This is a genomic window from Pseudomonas sp. WS 5010, assembly GCF_012985565.1.
Classification (GTDB): Bacteria; Pseudomonadota; Gammaproteobacteria; order Pseudomonadales; family Pseudomonadaceae; genus Aquipseudomonas.
Window position 1 is genome coordinate 785,351 of record NZ_JAAQWQ010000001.1, and the last position, 16,176, is coordinate 801,526.

Here is a 16,176-nt window from a genome sequence, read left to right on the forward strand (position 1 = left end):
TGTCGCTTGCCGGCTTCCCGCTACTGGCGCTGCCGCCGGCGCCATCAAATTGTTCGTCCAGCCGCGGGCCTTTCGGCTTGTTCTCCCGCTGGATAACTCGTCTTGGTGTTTTACGCTGCACACCCGGGTCAGTTGCCAACCCTCTGAACCGTTGAGGCCGGTTCATCGCTGCCTTCCATCTGGCCGGTTGTTATCCGGCGATGGATGTAGTTAACCATCGGTTTATTAATTCGGTCAATACCGATGGTTAACTATTTTTGGCTGGCGAAAAAAATCCCGCTCAAAGGCGGGATTATTTTGTCGTGCGCGCTATCACCAGAGAGCTGAGGACCAGAAGACTCTGCCAAGCACAGCGATTTCATTCTTGAGCATGTCGGCCGGTGTGTACTCCTCGTCGGGATGCTCCTCCCGGTTGAAGCTTCGCATTCTTACTCCGCCGCCCGGGAGCCTGTAGAGGGTTTTGACGCGAAGCTGACCGCCGTGGTCTAGCGCATACATCTTTCCATCAGTGATTGATGTTGTGCCGCGATCAACACCTACGGTGCTTCCATCAGGTAGCACGGGCTCCATACTGTTGCCCGCGACAGTTACACAGACCGCTTCTGAGGGTTGAACGCCCTGGCGCCGAAGGGTCTTTTTTCCGAATCGAAGCTTTTGCTTGGAGGACTGCTCGATAGCGGTCCGTCCCGTACCTGCGGACAGTTCCACTTCCTTTAGGAATGGCACGTAGACCTCGTCGTCATCCAGTGGCGTGTCATCGTCCCAAACATCCATTGGGCCGACCAAGACTGCGTTGCTCACCGCGGCAGTGCGCTCTGTCGCAGCCCTGGTGAGCTTGTCAATTTCCTCTGCGAGCCTAGGGCTGAAGCGCTCAACCGGCTCCTGCATCTGCTCTGATAGAACTGCTGCGAACTGAGCGTTTAGTGGATTGATGCCTTTGAAGTAGAGGTTCACGGCGGACGGAGTCATCCCGGCCGCATCCGCGATTTTCCGCTGACTCAGCTTCAATTCGTTTTTCTTTGCCAGGAAAAGCTCGTGAGCGGCAACGCACTCGGCAAGCCTGTCTGGCGGGAGGATTCGTTTCTTCGTCATGCACTCAATCTATAACCACTGGTTAATGGCTGGAAGAAACCATCGGTATTGAATAATAATTAACAGATGGTTAATATCGACCTAAAGGTAATTTGAGGCACGACCATGAAAGAAAGCTCGCTCGATGAGTTTGTTGCCAGCAAGGGGCAGTCGGAAGCCGCCAGGCAGCTACGAGTGTCCCCCCCAGCCATACACAAAGCCATCTCGGTAGGAAGGGACATCCGCGTCATTGAGAACCCTGATGGAACATTCAAAGCGACTGAATTGCGACCTTTTCCATCCCAGGCTGCACGGTTCGGTGTTGTCGAGTGAGGCAATTATCTGGCGAATTCCTCAGAGGCAGAAGCGATTCGACGTCAGCTGTTAATTCATACAGTGCATAGGAAGGGAATAGAGATGGCTAAGAAAGGAGAGGCGGGAGCGCCCATTCAGAACGCTCCGTTTATGGTCAGTGTTTCGGACCCGGGGGAGACGATAAACCGGAGCTTTCTACCTTATCCACCGATCTTTGCAGTACCTCGATCAGTTCCCGTGCTTGTTGGACGGACACCCATAACGCCTGAATCGCAGGCATAAAAAAACCGCCTGGCAGGGCGGTTCAGTACAACGTTTAGCGGGGTCAATAATGATCAATCAAGACAGAACAGTCAACACCTTCAGGAGCTCCGCGACACCTTCGGCACAACCTGAAAAGGTGTCGCGACACACAATTCCATCCCCTGCGGTCAATCAAATTATCAAAGTGAACTCGCTGTGAGCGTCCAAGCAATGTCATGGGCGCTTTCTCTGCCCATCCAGTCACTCAAAGATTCCAGCGCTCGGCATGTATTGCTGTGCTTGGCCAACTACGCCGGCTCCAATGGTGCTGGTGCGTTCCCGTCGGCAAAAACCCTTACCGATGACACTGGTCTTTCCGAGCGAACAGTCCGTATCAAGCTTGATCTGCTGGAAGAGTGCGGCCTGATCGTTCGCGGAAATCAGGCATTGGCCGCGGTGTACATCGACCGTCATGACCGCCGCCCGGTGGTGTATGACCTCATGATCAAGCGGGGTGCAGCAACTGCACCCCGTCCAGATGTAACGGGGTGCAGCCTTGGTCAGGACGGGGTGCAGCCTGCGACAGAACGGGGTGCAGCCACTGCACCCAATACATCATCTAACCATCAATTAACCGAAGAGCAGCAGCGCGAGCTTGCGGAGTTGATTGCCGAGCAAGATCGCCAGGCCCTGGAGTCCCAGGGTGATCGCCAGCGCTTCGCCATGTTCGCCGACTTCGTTCCGTCGGAACACGCGTTGCAGACTCAACTGAAAATCGCGGGCCTGCCAGTCGACTCGATGACCGACGAACTGCTGGCTGGCTTCAAAGGTTTCTTCGTCGCCAAAACATCCGTACTCGATACCGCTGCTGGCTGGTGCTTCAAGTTGGTCGGCTGGATCAAGCGCGAGCGAGCCCAGGCCGCGGGATCCGCCTCGGTGGAAGAGGGGCCCGCCGGTGAGGACTGGGCATCGAAAGGGGTACGGCTATGAACCGAGCCAACAAACCTGTCGTGGCAAGCCGTCTGGTTGCTCGCCGTCAATGCGATCCGACCTACCAGGGCCCTGACCAGGCTCAGGCCATTGTTCCTGTCGATCCTGCCACTCAGGCAGTCATCGACGACCTGTTCCTCCGGTTGCGCGGGGCATGTGGTGCCTGGCGACAGTCCTGGCCCACCGAGGCTGTCATGAACGCCTCTAAGCTTGAGTGGCTGGGAGAGTTCATGCGCTCAGGCATCAGCCGTATGGAACAGATCGATCACGGCATGCGGGTAGTGAGTGCGAGCAAGTCAGCTTTTGTGCCGGCCCCTGGTGTTTTTGTCAGTTGGTGTTTCGCCCCTGAAGGCTTGGGCCTTCCGAGTGTCGAGTCTGCTTACGCTCAGGCACTCCGCAACTGTCATCCCGCCATGCGCAACTGTTCGAAGTGGTATCACCCAGCCGTATACCACGCAACGGCGGCCACCGGCTTCCACAGCCTGCCGCTGCTCTCCCGTGAGCTGGGCCTGGCGAGCTTCGAAAAGCAGTATCTAAACCAATGCCGTCGAATCTGGCAGGGCGAGAGTCTTGAGCCCGTTCCGGTTGCCGAGCTTGCTGCACCAAAACCAAAAATCACCCCCGATGTAGGCAATAGGGCCTTGGCCGAACTGCGCGCATGCCGCGCCGGAGGCTCCCGTGGTTGATCGTCTTCTGGCAACGCCCGACCCCCGCCTGTACCCATACGCGGTCTTTTGCTGCTCGTTCAAGTTCGACCTGGGCGACACACCGGACCATGCCCTGGCGCTTTTCGCTGACCGCAACATGGCTGCTCGATACGGCTGCGGGATGTGGCCTGAGACGTACCAAGTGATTGATTTGCGTACCTCCCAGAAGGTTGCCCCATGACCCGCCAGACCAAGCTGACCAAGGCCGCGCGCGGTCGAGATTGCCAGGTCCGTCTGCCGGACTGCCCAGGCGACACCGAAACCGCTGTGTTGGCCCATTACCGCCTGGCGGGGAACTGCGGAACGGGCATGAAGCCGCCGGACCTGATTGGGGCCTGGGCCTGCGAGTACTGCCACAGCCTGAGCGATGGCCGCACCAACCGAAACACCCTGGGCATGAGTTACGACGAGATCCGCCTCTATCACGCCGAGGCCGTCCTGCGGACTCAGGCCATTTTGATCAAAGAAGGAAAGGTGAGCGTTTGAGCACCCAAATCAAAACCCTGACGGTGAAGCTGTCGGATGCCGAGATCGCCCGCAATGCCAAGCTTGAGCATGTGCGCGACCTGCGGGACGCCGGCCACCCGTCGCTGCACTTTCGTTTCGCCAAGAATCGCGCGCGCGGCTCCTGGTACCTGCTCTACAAGCGCAAATGGCATCGCATCGGCGGCTTTCCCGACCTGAATACCAAGCAGGTGATCGCCGCACTGCCGGCGGTGCGCCTGCGGGTAGCTGCCGACGGCGCGGCCAGCGTTTCGGGGTGGGTGACCGTGGGTGAACTGCTCGATTGGTTCGGTGATCGCATGGCCAAGTCGCGTTCGCTGTCCGACAAGCGCCGGGCTGCGGGCAAGTCGGCTATCAGTTGCCAACTCAAGCCGCGTTTGGACGATCTACTGCTGCGCGACGTGAGCGCCCAGACCCTCGACAAGCTGCTGATGTGGCCGGCGCAGGCTGAACTGTCGCTGTCCTACGTGCAGCAGCTGTACCGCCTGCTCGCGGTGGCGTTCCGTCAGGCCCGTAAGCTGGACCTGATCCCGGTCAACCCGATGGCGGAAATGAAGTTCGTCAACTTCACCACGGCGCGGATCCTGCCCAAGCCGGCGCGGTTGCGTGACGTGCAGTTGCAGGACCTGGTGAACCTGTTGGCCGAGCGCTTCGACAGTGCGCCGGGTGACGCGATGCTGGCCTTGATGATGCTGTGCCACGGCACCCGGATCGGTGAGACCCGTCAGTCCCGCTGGGCCGATATCGCGCTGCCAGAGCGTGAGTGGTTCATCCCGGCAGAACACACCAAGACCAAGACCGAGCTGCGGGTGCCACTGACCGATCAGGTGTGCTCGCTCCTACAGCTATACCGCACCCGGCAAAACGCCCGGGGCTACGAGGGGCCGCTCCTGTTTCCCTCACGTCGGGGCAAGGCACTCAGCGACAACCAGGCGAGCGCGGTATTCACACGGCTAGGGCAGGGCGCCTGGACCAGTCACGACCTGCGCAAGGTGGCCCGTACCGCGTGGACTGACCTCGGCGTCGACGGCCACATCGGCGAGATGCTGCTCAACCACTCGCTGGGCAAGATCGCTTCCACTTACATCAACACCCAGGCCAAGGAGCAGCGCCGCCTGGCCCTGGTGAAGTGGCACAACTGGCTAGATCAGCGTGGCTTCAAGGCGATCCACATGCAGACAGGCGTTAGATATGAAGATTCGCAAAACATCGTAGACGCCTTGAACGGCGGGGCCTGCGAGCCAGAACCACAATTTGTTAAGGGCGAGGTTTTAAAGCGTGCAGAAACTACAGGTGCCTGGCTTTAAGCGGGAGCGGATCGAGCTTGAACCCTGCTCGGTTTGCAAGGGTAGGGCGGTAGTTACGGGGGTGTTTTATGAGCTGGTTTGCACGGATTGCAACGGCTCAGGTTGGGTTGTTCAGGGGACCAAGTTGGTGCTTTCTGTCGACGAGTTGGTCACCCAGTTGAGTTTCAAATTGCAACAGGCACAGCGTGAAGTCTTGGCGTTAAGCACGCCTCCAGCACCAATAGGGCCACAGAGCCAATACGAGCAACCAAACCGTCTGGGAGCAGGCGGAACAAATTACACAGGGGATTGAGAGCATGATGATTCGAAAACCGGCAGGCCGGCCATTGGGGGATACCGAATACCTGCTTGAACAATGGGGATGGTGGAGAATGGACGGGATGGGTGTGCCGGGTTACACGTCTCCTACTTTGGCCCTGATGCGGCAAGCGGTAGCACAGGTTTCAGCTAGTAAGAATTACTGCATAACAGATGAGTGGGCCCTAGCTATTGATAATGCTGTGGCCAGACTCACTCATCGGGACCAACAGATGGGAGACGTGATTTGGCTGTACTACGGCGAAAAGTGGCCAATGTTGCGAGTGGGGAAGTATTTTGGACTCAGTGAGGGGAAAGCACGTGAGTTGGCGAGGGCCGGTGCTGCTTGGGTCGACTGCGCTGTTAGTGAAGTGCGTAAATTGGCTTGAGTGAAATTCTGAAGTGCGATGACGATATGGTATGCGGTAGATTTAGGTGCGTCATATCGTCATCTGGTTTGAGGATTTTAGTTGACTGCACCTGATGAGATTATATTTAATGCGCGTTCAGCTTCTCTCTTTAGTTTCTCTGGAATCGTTCTGTCGATTCTCTCTTTGACTAAAGGAGCTTCAGTGTTGGATCGTTTGTCTTCAAGTAGTTTGACGACATCTAATGCCCATGGCGCTTCAGACTTTAGCATTTTACTCAGTAGGCCGCCTGAATATCTTCTGTTAAGCGCTCGAGATATGTGTGACCAGTTTCTTGGGTGAGATGCTAGCCATGCTTCAACAAATTTCTCTGCTGGTATTAAATGCAGGATTTCCACTTCGGAGAATGTATTGTCACCGCTACGTGTATTGGTAACGTTTTCGGCGAACTCCATCCCGTTGTTGAGTACTAACTCAAGCAGTTTGTTGGCTTCATGTGGAAGTGCGTTGTTGAGCACTTGTTTTTGACTGGATTTCAAATGGTCTACTGTTCTGTCAAAATGGTTTCTGTACGATCGCTTGACCCAAAAAGCATAACCTTCGTATGTTTCATAGGAGAAGTCATAGTTACGCTCAAAGCCAATGTTGGGGACGGGAAACCGTTTTTCTTGTATCAGGTCGTGCATGTATTTCATATTTTCACATTCGACTTCTTCGAAGGTCATCTTAGTTAGTCCGATGTCTGCGAATAAATACCGAAATGCGAATAGATGTAACATTTCACCAATATTTATGACTGATCTATCGGAAAATTGTTTTTGAAGTGTGTCGAATGCTTTTTTTGACTGTTCTTCGTCAATGTCGTCGAAGTGCATGAAAATCAGCCATGGCTTGACTTCGGTTGCTTTGAAGAAGTGTGGTGAATTGTTGATGCATTTTTGAATTTCGGCCGAAATGTAGTTTCCATTAATAAGCGTATTTATTAATGCAGAGTCACTTAATATTTGATTGTCTAGCTGAATTTCGGTGTATCGTTTTGAAGCTGTGATTAGATTTGGCTCATATTGAGTCTTTTCGACCTCTTGGTCACTGCGGGTTCTAAATTTTATCGCCGTGAGCGCTCTCCCTGATAAATCCTTTTGGCTCATTCTCGAGCATCTGACCTCTAAATTTAATGCGGTAAAAAAGCAAATTAATTCTGAAATTGCCTCATTGTTTTTTAAGTGTAGATTAGATAGTGAGGATAGAAGTCTCTCAAGATCCTCGATCGTGTATTTAAGTACTCTAAGTGAGTGTGTTTCTGATTGGTCGTAAATTCCGAGGATATCATTCTTTGAGTTGATTATTAATCGCTTGATTTCGCTATTTTTGAGCTCGGATGTGAAGTGTTGGAATGCGTCTTGTGTCTGGGGAATAACTTTAATCGTCTGTCCAAAAACCTTTTCTTTACTTTCTTTAAGCTCGTCTTCTATTTTGGAGTCATGAGCGATGACTATCACGCGACAATTGTGATGTTCAATGTACTTGTTAAATGTTCCCAGGAGGTCTTTGAAGTTGATGTTGCATCTTTCTAAATCATCAAATACTAATATTTTATCAGCGTCAACTTTTTCGCGGATGACCGCATTTGCTATGCCTGAAAGAATTCCCCCAGCACTTATGGAACCAAAGCCTAAGTCAATTCCGGTTTCTCCGACGCCGCTTGCTGCATTTTTGATTTTTGATTTTAGAGGGAACATTTTTGCAAATACGGCTGAATATATTTCTTCAGTTGTTTGAAGTCCGAATAAGCTTATGTAATGCATTTCGTCTTTGGTAAGTGTTTCTTTAAGTTGGTATGTTTTGCCCGAGCCCCACTCGCCAGTTATTAAAACACCATAGCCGGGGTTGATTTTTGTCTTGTAGTAGTCAATATAAAGTTTCAGATGGGACTCTGTTTTCACCCTGTTTCTTCCGTCCTGGTTCGATGTTTCATCTGACATCCTTTTCGGATTTTTAGTCATGGGTATCTCCTGGCGTAATCCTGATTAGATTTGGGCGTGTAGCTGGGACGCAGACTGGGGCTGACGTTAAGATCGATAATCGCATATGTGCTGTGCAGAAAGTACTTTTCCGCGCGGAATAGATCTGTTTTTATACCAGCGTGAATGGCTGTGGATGCAGCACGCGCTTGTCAAACCGAATCATTAAGACAGGCTTGTTATTTCTTTTTTTTGAGCCCCGCTAAGAGCGGGGCTTTTTTGTTTTCGGCCTCACGACTGTCTCCTTGCATAAAGCGGATGCCAGACTCGTGGAGGCCGTCCTATTTGAGGACTCAAGATGAACTCCGAGCATCAGGCGCTGACCGATGTACCTTTGTGGTTGTTGGTTCTGCTGAGCCTCGCCGGTTTGTCTGGAGAAATGCTTCGCGCATCAGGCAGCGACCTGGGCCTTCGCCAAATCCTTCAGCGGGTAGCGCTGCGCTTTCTCGCTTCTGGACTTTTGGGTATGGCAACGTTGCTGCTTGCAATGGCCCTTTGGAACAACCTTTACCTTGCGGCCGGTTTGGGCATCGTAATCGCCGTGATAGGCGCGGATGTTGCTGGTGGCCTGTACACGCAATTCTTGGCGCGCAAGGCGGGCGTTAGCGATCCGTCCTCAGGCCGCACCACTGACAGTCAGTAGATCGACAGAGCAGGGAAGGGACGATGTTCAAGGTTGACATGTCGCTGGACGCGTTCCCCGTTTCTGCGGGCATGCGCGAGCTGGAGAAAAAGCAAATCCCATTTGTGATGGCACGCACCGCGACCTTACTGGCCCAACGTGTCAAGAAGGGCACAATCACGGTTATGCAGAAACGCCTGGACCGGCCAACCCCGACCACGCTGAATAGCCTGTTCGTAAAGATGGCCACCAAGGCGCGAGCCGCTGAGGTCTACTTCAAAGACTCATGGGCGTCGGGCATTCCTGCTGACACTTACCTACAGCAGGCGGTGAGTGGTGGTCTGCGGCCTCACAAGCGTTTCGAAAAATCGTTGATAGCGCGCGGCAACATGCGCAGTGGTCAATTCGCCGTACCCACTACGGCTTTTATGAATCGGTACGGCAACGTGTCACGCGGCACGATGCTGAAGATCCTGTCGGGCCTTGGTGCTGCTGAGTCGACGCGGGGCTATCAGGCAAACGCCAGTGGCAGTGCTCGAAGTCGGCGCAAGGGCAACGCCCATCGTTTCTTCTCAGGTGATGTTGAAGGCACGCAGGGTGTTTGGGAGCGCAAGTCGATGGGCATGGGCGATGCAGTGCGGCCGGTGTTCATCTTCAGCGAGTCAGCGCCCAGGTATCGAACCATTTTCCCGTTCTTCAAGATCGGGCAGAACATCGTCAACGCGAACTATCAGGCTGACGCAGCCACCGCCTGGGCTGAAGCGATGGCTTCGGCTCGTTGATGGCTATAGTCGCCAGAAGTCAAAGAAAAGGTGACAAAAATGGCCTTTTCTTCGGATTTCATCGCCGCTTTCGCTTGACAGGTAGGCCTGGACGAGAAACCAAAGGTACTCCCGGACCCCCACCCCTCATGGGGGTAATTCGGGCCCCGCGTCTTCGCTATATATGACCCATTTTCAAAGGTTGGTTGTTGTGTAGTTATGGCTAATCAATCGATCACCCGCAAACCGGAGTGGCTGAACAAGTCACGGATGGCGGACAGCCTCGGGATTACCACGCAAGCCTTCGATAAATGGGGCGTGACGCCCATCGCCAAGATCGGCCGGGAGTCGTTCTACGACGTGCGTTCTGTGCTGGATAACCGGCTGGTTCACAAGGGCGAGAAACAACAACCGCTCGATGACGACGGGCAGCCCATTGATCCGCTGATAGAGTACAAGCAGGCACAGCAGAAACTGCGGTTGACCACTGAGCAAGCCGATGCCCAGGAAATGCGTAACAGGGTGAAGGCTAAAAAGTTGGTGCCGGTGGACTTTTGTCTTTTCGCCCTGGGCAAGTTGAGCGCCATGCTCGGCTCAACCCTGGACACCATTCACATCAAAGTGAAACGCAAGCACCCGGATATCGAGGTGCGTCACATCGAGGCTATCCAACGTGAAATAGCCGTCACGCGGAACGAAGCGGTCAACCTGGCCGAAACCTTGCCGGAGCTTCTAGATGAGTTCGTCGAAGCCCTGGATGAGGGCGCTGATTGATAGCGTCCGTAAGGGCCTAACCGGTCTCTATAAGGAGCCGCCACTGACCGCGGTTGAATGGGCGGACAAGCATTTTTATCTGTCGTCCGAGTCTTCCTATCAGGAAGGGCGATGGACCACGGCGCCGTTTCAGGTCGCCATTCTCAACGCGATGGGCAATGACCTGATCGCTGTAGTCAACGTGTTGAAGTCGGCACGGGTGGGCTACACCAAGATGCTGGTGGCCAACAAGGGCTACAAAATCCAGCACAAGAAACGCAACGTATTGTCGTGGTGCCCAACGGACCCCGATGCCGACACCATGATGAAGCGGCATATCGAAACGATGATTCGGGACGTTCCCCTGGTGCGCGCCTTGGCGCCCTGGTACGGGGTGAAGCACCGGGATAACACCCTGGACGAAAAGCGTTTTGATAACTCGAAAATGTTGTGGTGCCTGGGTGGCAAAGCCGCGCGCAACTACCGGGAGAAAAGCCCCGATGAAGTCATCTACGACGAGTTGTCGAAGTTCGACGCCGATATAGAGGGGGAAGGCTCCCCGACAATGCTGGGGGATAAGCGCCTTGAGGGTGCAACGTTCCCTAAGTCGATTCGCGGGTCAACGCCTGGTGTGATCGTTGCCGGCGGTGAGGACGACGAGTCAGTGGGGGAGGGCTGCCAAATCAGCCGCGCGGCCGATGAATCGCCGCACTTCCTGCGGTTCAACATTAAGTGCCCATGCTGCGGCACAGAACAACACCTGAAGTGGGGCGCCTTCGACAAGCCTTATGGCATGCGCTGGCGGCTCGATGGGTATGGCCAGGTAGAAAAGGCCTGGTATTTGTGCGAGTCCGGTAACGGTTGCTCGTTTGAGTACCATGAAATGATCCAGGCCTCAGTTACTGGGCGCTACATCTGCGAGCGCCAAGGCATTTGGACCCGCGACGGCATGGAGTGGTTTTCTGCTGATGATCAGCCGATCACTACGCCGCGATCTGTCACGTTCCACATCTGGACCGTGTATTCCGAGTTCGTTACCTGGGCTTCGGTGGTCAGTGAATGGCTGAAGGTCGGCAAGGACCGGGGAAAGCTCAAGACCTTTATCAACACTACCTTGGGCGAAGCCTGGGAAGAGGACCAAGGCGAGAAACTGGAATGGGAAGTGCTGGCCAAACGGCGTAGTAACTACCTGAAGGTGCCCGCCCGTGGCGTTGCATTGTTCGGTGGGATTGATACGCAAGATGACCGGTATGAGGGCCGTGTATGGGCATTCGGCGCCGGTGAGGAAGCGTGGTTGATTCACCGTTGGGTGCTGACCGGCGACCCTGCAAGCGTTGAGCTGCGCAAGAAAGTGGGTCAAGAAATACGCCGCCAGTTCACCCGCGAAGACGGCACGCTAATGCGTGTAGAGCGCTGGTGCTGGGACTCCGGCGGCCACTATTCGGACGAAGTGCGTAAGGAAAGTAAAAAGCACGGCGTCACCTGGGTTATCCCGGTGTTCGGCGCTGCGACCTACGGCAAGAAGATTGCCACCTTTCCGAAGAAAAAGACCAAGGGCGACCGGGTGTACCTCACTGAGGTAGGCACGGACAACGCCAAGGAACTGATCTACAGCCGCTTGAAAATCGAACCGGACGGCGCCCGCGCGGTGCCTGAGTGCATCCACTTGCCGCTTAACGAGCTGGTGTGTGACGAAGACGAAATGAAGCAGCTGACCAGCGAGCGTAAAGAATGGGTGGTCTCCAAAGGCCGCCGGGTTCAGCGCTGGACCAGCGGCCGCCGCCGAAACGAAGCCCTCGACTGTTTTGTGTACGCACTGGCCGCTCTGCGGATCAGTCAGGAGCGTTTCGGCTTGGATCTGGAGCATCTGGCTCTAGAGGCTCAGTTTGTTCCCGCCACGGGCGCGTGGCAGGTGCCTGAAGTGCCGGAACTGGACGAGCCAGAAGAATCAGAGCCGCCGATTGAGTCGGCGCGGCCTGAGCCCTCATCAACTCAAGCCGACGCCCCTGGCGACTGGCATAACGTGGAAAGTAACGGATGGCTATAAACGCGCAGGAGATGCTGGACAAGTATCTGGAGGCAGAGACCGCCATTCTGCTGGGTAAAACGACCATTTTTAATGGCCGGACTCACACCATGGCCGAACTGCCGCAAATCCAAGCAGGGCGACGCGAATGGGAGCGGCGGGTTAACGCCCAGCGCGCTGCCGCGCAGGGCAGTCCGGGCTATGCCCTGGCTGACTTTCGTTGAACTTCCTCGACCGCTGTATTGCGGCGGTTAGCCCGAGTGCTGGGTTACGGCGCCTGGCGGCACGTAGTGGCATTCAAGCGTTTGAGGCTGCTGAGGTCACCCGCACACACAAGGCAAAGCGACAAACTCGAAGCGCTGACAGCTCGTTGCAGCGTGACGCGGAATCGCTGCGCGGCCAGTCCCGCAAACTGGACGAGGATCACGACCTTGTTACCGGTATCTATGACCGGCTAGAAGAACGCGTAGTCGGGGGCGCGGGTATCGCTGTTGAGCCACTGCCGTTGGACCACGCGGGCAATATTCACTTGGCGTTCGCGGCCCAGATTAAAGACCTGTGGGCTGAGTGGTCGTTGCGGCCGGAAACCTCGGGGGAGTTGACTCGGGCGCAGATGGAACGCTTGGTGTGCCGAACCTGGCTGCGTGATGGTGAGGCGCTGGCCCAGAAACTGTTGGGCAAAGTGCCCAACTTTAAGCACTTGCACAAAGTGCCTTTTACCCTGGAGTTGCTGGAGCCGGATTACCTGCCCTGGAGCTATAACGACGAGTCTAAAGGGATTTGCCAGGGCATCACGCGGGACGCCTGGCGCCGAGTCGTCGGTTACAACCTGCTGAAGCGTCACCCAGGTAGCGCCTTAGGCTTCAGCATGTCGGTGGATACCAAGTTTGTGCCCGCTGATCGGATGTTGCACATCGCATACCGCAAGCGGATCGGGCAGAACCGTGGCCAGCCCTTGTTGCACGCAGTGCTGACGCGTTTGGCAGATATCAAGGACTACGAGGAAAGCGAGCGCATTGCCGCCCGTATCAGCGCTGCCCTGGCGATGTTCATCAAGAAGGGCTCAACCGACGACTACGTTGTTGCGCCTACGACTGCCGGCAAGGACGGCCAGGCCACCGGTGCCCGAAGTATTCCGATTGCCCCAGGCATGGTGTTTGACGGGCTATTGCCCGGCGAAGACGTTGGGATGATCGAAAGCAACCGGCCGAGCCAGTTTGTGGAGAGCTTCCGCAATGGTCAGTTGCGGGCTGTAGCAGCGGGCACGCGTGTTGGCTACTCCACGGCTACCCGAAGCTATACCGGCACTTATTCGGCCCAGCGTCAGGAACTGGTGGAGTCACAGCTGGGTTATGACCTGCTGCAGCATGAGTTCATCGACTACTGGTCGCGCAAGGCTTACCGGGCCTTTATCGAAATGGCGCTGGTCAGCGGCGTACTCGTACCGCCGGGCGACGTGAATATGGATTCGGTTTACAGCGCGGTCTATCAGGGGCCGGTGATGCCCTGGATTAATCCGGTGCATGAGGCCAACGCCTGGAACTTGCTGGTTGAGGCTGGGTTTTCCGATGAGGCCGAGGTGGCGCGAGCGCGTGGGCGCAACCCGCAAGAGCTTAAGCGTTCGCGTCAGGCGGAAATCGAAAGCAACCGGGCGAAAGGGCTGGTTTTCAGCTCCGACGCCTATCACAAGTTCTACGGGAAAGTGACTCTCAATGCAGACCTATCAAACGAAAAAGAGAAAGTGTGAAACCCCGCCGCTGATGATGCCTATGGCGTCGGTTCAGTCGTCGGTTTCGTCCGTGATCACGGCCGCCAACCAGCCAGTGGAAAGTTGGTACTCGATGCGCGCCATGGCGCGCGGCAGTGTCGAGATTCTGCTTTATGACGAGATCGGCGGCTGGGGCATTACCGCCAAGCAGTTCGCCCAGGATCTGGCAGCCTGTGGTGACGTGTCACAAATCAATCTGCGTATTCACTCGCCCGGTGGCGATGTGTTTGCCGGTATGGCGATTTACAACACGCTCAAGGCCCACCCGGCCCGCGTAGATGTGTACATCGACGGCCTGGCGGCCTCAATGGCCAGCGTGATCGCGATGGCAGGCGACAAGGTTTACATGCCTACCAACGCGATGATGATGATCCACAAGCCCTGGGGGGCGCAGGGCGGTGATGCGGACGACATGCGCCGCTATGCCGACCTACTCGACAAGGTTGAAGGAACGCTGGTTCAGGCCTACGTCAGCAAGACCGGCAAGAGCGCGGAGGAAATCCACGCGCTGTTGAAGGATGAAACATGGATGGATGGCAGCGAGGCGGTGGCAGTCGGCTTTGCTGATCAGTTGATTGATCCGCTGGTAGCTGCCGCACAACTCAAATCGAAACGCATGCAGGAGTTTGAACACATGCCGCCAGAAGCTTTTAACAGCCTGATGAACCCGCGTAACCAAGTGCCGGCCCCGGCCCAGGCTCCAGCACCCGCGCCTGCACCGGCTCCGGCAAATTCCTTGTCCGCTGATCAGATTCGCGCCCAGGTCATTGCCGAGGAAGGCGTGCGCCGTACCGGCATCACTGCCGCTTTCGGCGGTTTTGCGACGGCTCATGCTGAGCTGTTGCAGGCTTGCGTAGCTGACATGTCCTGCACTGTTGAAAGTGCCCGAACGCAGCTGCTGGCTAAGTTGGGCGAGCAGTCCACACCGTCCAATATTCCGGGCCTGCACGGTCATATTTCCAACGGCAATCTGGTTGGCGATTCGGTGCGTGCTTCCCTGGAGGCGCGTATCGGCATTGCCCAAATCGAAGCCAGTAACGGGCTCAATCATATGCGCCTGAACGAGCTGGCGCGTGCCTCCCTGACCGAGCGTGGCATTCTGGTGGCGACGCTCAACCCGATGCAGATGGTCGGCATGGCCTTCACTCACAGCTCCAGCGACTTCGGTCAAATCCTGTTGGATATCGCCGGAAAGTCGGTTTTGACCGGCTGGGAAGAAGCCCCGGAGACGTTCCAGCTCTGGACCAAAAAAGGCCAGTTGAGCGACTTCAAAACCTCTTCGCGTGTCGGATTGGGCGAGTTCCCGAGCTTGCGCGAAGTGCGCCCGGGCGCCGAGTACAAACACATCACCCTGAGTGATCGCGGCGAGCCGATCACGCTGGCCACCTACGGCGAGCTGTTTTCGATCACCCGTCAAGCGATCATCAACGATGACCTGTCGATGTTGAGTGACGTGCCTTACAAGATGGGCCAGGCAGCGCGCGCGACCATCGGCGATTTGGTTTACGCGGTGCTGACCAGTCCGCCGAAGATGCGCGACGGTAAGTCGTTGTTCGACAGTTCGCGTAAGAACAACGCGGCCGGTCCGGCGTCTGAGCTGTCCATTGCCAGCTTGATCGCTGGTAAGACTGCAATGGCCTCGCAAAAAACCCAGGTTGATGGTGGCAAGCCTCGCACCTTGAACATTCGCCCTGCCTACGTGCTGACCCCGGTGGCCCTGGAAGACAAGGCTAACCAAATCATCAACTCGGCTTCTGTGCCGGGCGCTGATGCTAACTCTGGCATCATCAACCCGATCCGCGGCTTTGCCAAAGTGATCGGTGAGCCGCGTCTTGATGACGCGTCGGCAACGGCCTGGTACATGGCGGCTAAGCAGGGTAGCGACACCATTGAAGTGGCTTACCTCAACGGCATTGATACGCCGTATGTGGAGCAGCAAAACGGCTTCAGCGTCGATGGTGTGGCCAGTAAGGTGCGTATCGACGCAGGTGTTGCACCTGCTGACTTCCGTGGCCTGTACAGCGCCGCCGGCAAGTAATAACCACTGTCCCTGATAACCCCGCCTAGTGCGGGGTTTGTTGTTTTTGCGTTCTGGAGAATTGAACGATGGCTAAGAATTATCAAAGCGCCGGGCAGCGGGTCAGCTTTATCTCACCAACTGCCGGCACGACTTCCGGTGTTCCGCTGGCAATTAATTCGCTGGTGGTGGTGCCGCTGGATACCACCAAAAAGGGCGAGCCGTGTGTGGGCGCCCTGGGCGGTTCGTGGTTGCTTCCTGTAACCGGAGCCTTGAAATTGGGCGCTAAGGTCAGCCTGTTGGCCGGTGGCCTTGTGGCGGACGGCACGGCGGATGCGGTGCCATTCGGCAAGCTGCTTTCTGATGCGTCTGGTGGCTTCGCTGAAGCGTTGTTGATCCAGTAATG

General features: G+C 55.9%; 17 protein-coding genes. 15 read left to right on the plus strand and 2 right to left on the minus strand.

From position 1 onward, the window contains the following. Positions 1-312: 312 nt before the first annotated feature. Positions 313-1,092, minus strand: coding sequence for a S24 family peptidase (locus tag HBO11_RS03750; protein WP_170058789.1), 780 nt, complete (start codon positions 1,090-1,092; stop codon positions 313-315). Between the two features lie 105 nt (positions 1,093-1,197). Between HBO11_RS03750 and HBO11_RS03755 the strand changes: the two genes are divergently transcribed. From HBO11_RS03755 to HBO11_RS03785, 7 genes are all read left to right on the plus strand, one after another. Beyond that, positions 1,198-1,404, plus strand: coding sequence for a Cro/CI family transcriptional regulator (locus HBO11_RS03755; protein WP_170058790.1), 207 nt, complete (start codon positions 1,198-1,200; stop codon positions 1,402-1,404). Positions 1,405-1,860: 456 nt separating this feature from the next. Further along, on the plus strand, positions 1,861-2,619 hold the full coding sequence (locus HBO11_RS03760; RefSeq protein WP_170058835.1) for a helix-turn-helix domain-containing protein: 759 nt from the start codon (positions 1,861-1,863) through the stop codon (positions 2,617-2,619). After that, a complete protein-coding gene (locus tag HBO11_RS03765) occupies positions 2,616-3,305 on the plus strand; it encodes a replication protein P (protein WP_170058791.1) in 690 nt (229 codons plus the stop codon). Before HBO11_RS03760 ends, HBO11_RS03765 begins: the two co-directional genes overlap by 4 nt. After that, the gene (locus HBO11_RS03770) at positions 3,298-3,507 is read left to right on the plus strand and encodes a hypothetical protein (RefSeq protein ID WP_170058792.1); all 210 of its coding nucleotides are present in this window, start codon (positions 3,298-3,300) and stop codon (positions 3,505-3,507) included. Before HBO11_RS03765 ends, HBO11_RS03770 begins: the two co-directional genes overlap by 8 nt. Beyond that, positions 3,504-3,812: a DUF1364 domain-containing protein gene (locus HBO11_RS03775; RefSeq protein WP_170058793.1), complete on the plus strand. Its 309-nt coding sequence runs from the start codon at positions 3,504-3,506 to the stop codon at positions 3,810-3,812. The genes HBO11_RS03770 and HBO11_RS03775 overlap by 4 nt, the downstream gene beginning before the upstream one ends. Next, positions 3,809-5,137, plus strand: coding sequence for a site-specific integrase (locus HBO11_RS03780; protein WP_170058794.1), 1,329 nt, complete (start codon positions 3,809-3,811; stop codon positions 5,135-5,137). The genes HBO11_RS03775 and HBO11_RS03780 overlap by 4 nt, the downstream gene beginning before the upstream one ends. Before the next feature lie 296 nt (positions 5,138-5,433). Next, positions 5,434-5,823: an antiterminator Q family protein gene (locus HBO11_RS03785; protein ID WP_170058795.1), complete on the plus strand. Its 390-nt coding sequence runs from the start codon at positions 5,434-5,436 to the stop codon at positions 5,821-5,823. Positions 5,824-5,900: 77 nt separating this feature from the next. Here HBO11_RS03785 and HBO11_RS03790 read toward each other — a convergent pair whose 3' ends face one another. Continuing rightward, positions 5,901-7,805, minus strand: a complete 1,905-nt coding sequence (locus HBO11_RS03790) for a hypothetical protein (protein WP_170058796.1) — start codon at positions 7,803-7,805, stop codon at positions 5,901-5,903. A 316-nt stretch (positions 7,806-8,121) separates the two neighbouring features. Here HBO11_RS03790 and HBO11_RS03795 point away from each other — a divergent pair, with 316 nt between their 5' ends. The 8 genes from HBO11_RS03795 (at position 8,122) to HBO11_RS03830 (ending at position 16,174) form a co-directional block, all read left to right on the plus strand. Further along, positions 8,122-8,466 (plus strand): phage holin family protein, encoded by a 345-nt coding sequence (locus tag HBO11_RS03795; RefSeq protein ID WP_170058797.1) that lies wholly within the window; start codon positions 8,122-8,124, stop codon positions 8,464-8,466. Positions 8,467-8,489: 23 nt separating this feature from the next. Further along, entirely contained in the window at positions 8,490-9,227 is a 738-nt protein-coding gene (locus HBO11_RS03800) for a hypothetical protein (RefSeq protein ID WP_170058798.1), read from the plus strand. 198 nt (positions 9,228-9,425) lie between these two features. Next, positions 9,426-9,980: a terminase small subunit gene (locus tag HBO11_RS03805; protein ID WP_170058799.1), complete on the plus strand. Its 555-nt coding sequence runs from the start codon at positions 9,426-9,428 to the stop codon at positions 9,978-9,980. Next, on the plus strand, positions 9,943-12,006 hold the full coding sequence (locus tag HBO11_RS03810) for a terminase gpA endonuclease subunit (protein WP_170058800.1): 2,064 nt from the start codon (positions 9,943-9,945) through the stop codon (positions 12,004-12,006). The genes HBO11_RS03805 and HBO11_RS03810 overlap by 38 nt, the downstream gene beginning before the upstream one ends. Further along, on the plus strand, positions 11,997-12,209 hold the full coding sequence (locus tag HBO11_RS03815; RefSeq protein WP_170058801.1) for a primosomal replication protein PriB/PriC domain protein: 213 nt from the start codon (positions 11,997-11,999) through the stop codon (positions 12,207-12,209). The genes HBO11_RS03810 and HBO11_RS03815 overlap by 10 nt, the downstream gene beginning before the upstream one ends. Then, positions 12,206-13,732: a phage portal protein gene (locus HBO11_RS03820; RefSeq protein WP_170058802.1), complete on the plus strand. Its 1,527-nt coding sequence runs from the start codon at positions 12,206-12,208 to the stop codon at positions 13,730-13,732. Before HBO11_RS03815 ends, HBO11_RS03820 begins: the two co-directional genes overlap by 4 nt. A gap of 22 nt (positions 13,733-13,754) precedes the next feature. Then, on the plus strand, positions 13,755-15,791 hold the full coding sequence (locus HBO11_RS03825; protein WP_262380974.1) for a ClpP-like prohead protease/major capsid protein fusion protein: 2,037 nt from the start codon (positions 13,755-13,757) through the stop codon (positions 15,789-15,791). Positions 15,792-15,859: 68 nt separating this feature from the next. After that, positions 15,860-16,174, plus strand: coding sequence for a capsid cement protein (locus tag HBO11_RS03830; RefSeq protein WP_170058803.1), 315 nt, complete (start codon positions 15,860-15,862; stop codon positions 16,172-16,174). The last annotated feature ends 2 nt before the right edge of the window (positions 16,175-16,176 follow it).

Coding starts and splice junctions, on each gene's coding strand:
- HBO11_RS03750 (WP_170058789.1), bottom strand. CDS start 1,092: ATGACGAAGAAACGAATCCTCCCGCCAGACAGGCTTGCCGAGTGCGTT.
- HBO11_RS03755 (WP_170058790.1), top strand. CDS start 1,198: ATGAAAGAAAGCTCGCTCGATGAGTTTGTTGCCAGCAAGGGGCAGTCG.
- HBO11_RS03760 (WP_170058835.1), top strand. CDS start 1,861: ATGTCATGGGCGCTTTCTCTGCCCATCCAGTCACTCAAAGATTCCAGC.
- HBO11_RS03765 (WP_170058791.1), top strand. CDS start 2,616: ATGAACCGAGCCAACAAACCTGTCGTGGCAAGCCGTCTGGTTGCTCGC.
- HBO11_RS03775 (WP_170058793.1), top strand. CDS start 3,504: ATGACCCGCCAGACCAAGCTGACCAAGGCCGCGCGCGGTCGAGATTGC.
- HBO11_RS03785 (WP_170058795.1), top strand. CDS start 5,434: ATGATGATTCGAAAACCGGCAGGCCGGCCATTGGGGGATACCGAATAC.
- HBO11_RS03790 (WP_170058796.1), bottom strand. CDS start 7,805: ATGACTAAAAATCCGAAAAGGATGTCAGATGAAACATCGAACCAGGAC.
- HBO11_RS03795 (WP_170058797.1), top strand. CDS start 8,122: ATGAACTCCGAGCATCAGGCGCTGACCGATGTACCTTTGTGGTTGTTG.
- HBO11_RS03800 (WP_170058798.1), top strand. CDS start 8,490: ATGTTCAAGGTTGACATGTCGCTGGACGCGTTCCCCGTTTCTGCGGGC.
- HBO11_RS03805 (WP_170058799.1), top strand. CDS start 9,426: ATGGCTAATCAATCGATCACCCGCAAACCGGAGTGGCTGAACAAGTCA.
- HBO11_RS03810 (WP_170058800.1), top strand. CDS start 9,943: ATGAGTTCGTCGAAGCCCTGGATGAGGGCGCTGATTGATAGCGTCCGT.
- HBO11_RS03815 (WP_170058801.1), top strand. CDS start 11,997: ATGGCTATAAACGCGCAGGAGATGCTGGACAAGTATCTGGAGGCAGAG.
- HBO11_RS03825 (WP_262380974.1), top strand. CDS start 13,755: ATGGCGTCGGTTCAGTCGTCGGTTTCGTCCGTGATCACGGCCGCCAAC.
- HBO11_RS03830 (WP_170058803.1), top strand. CDS start 15,860: ATGGCTAAGAATTATCAAAGCGCCGGGCAGCGGGTCAGCTTTATCTCA.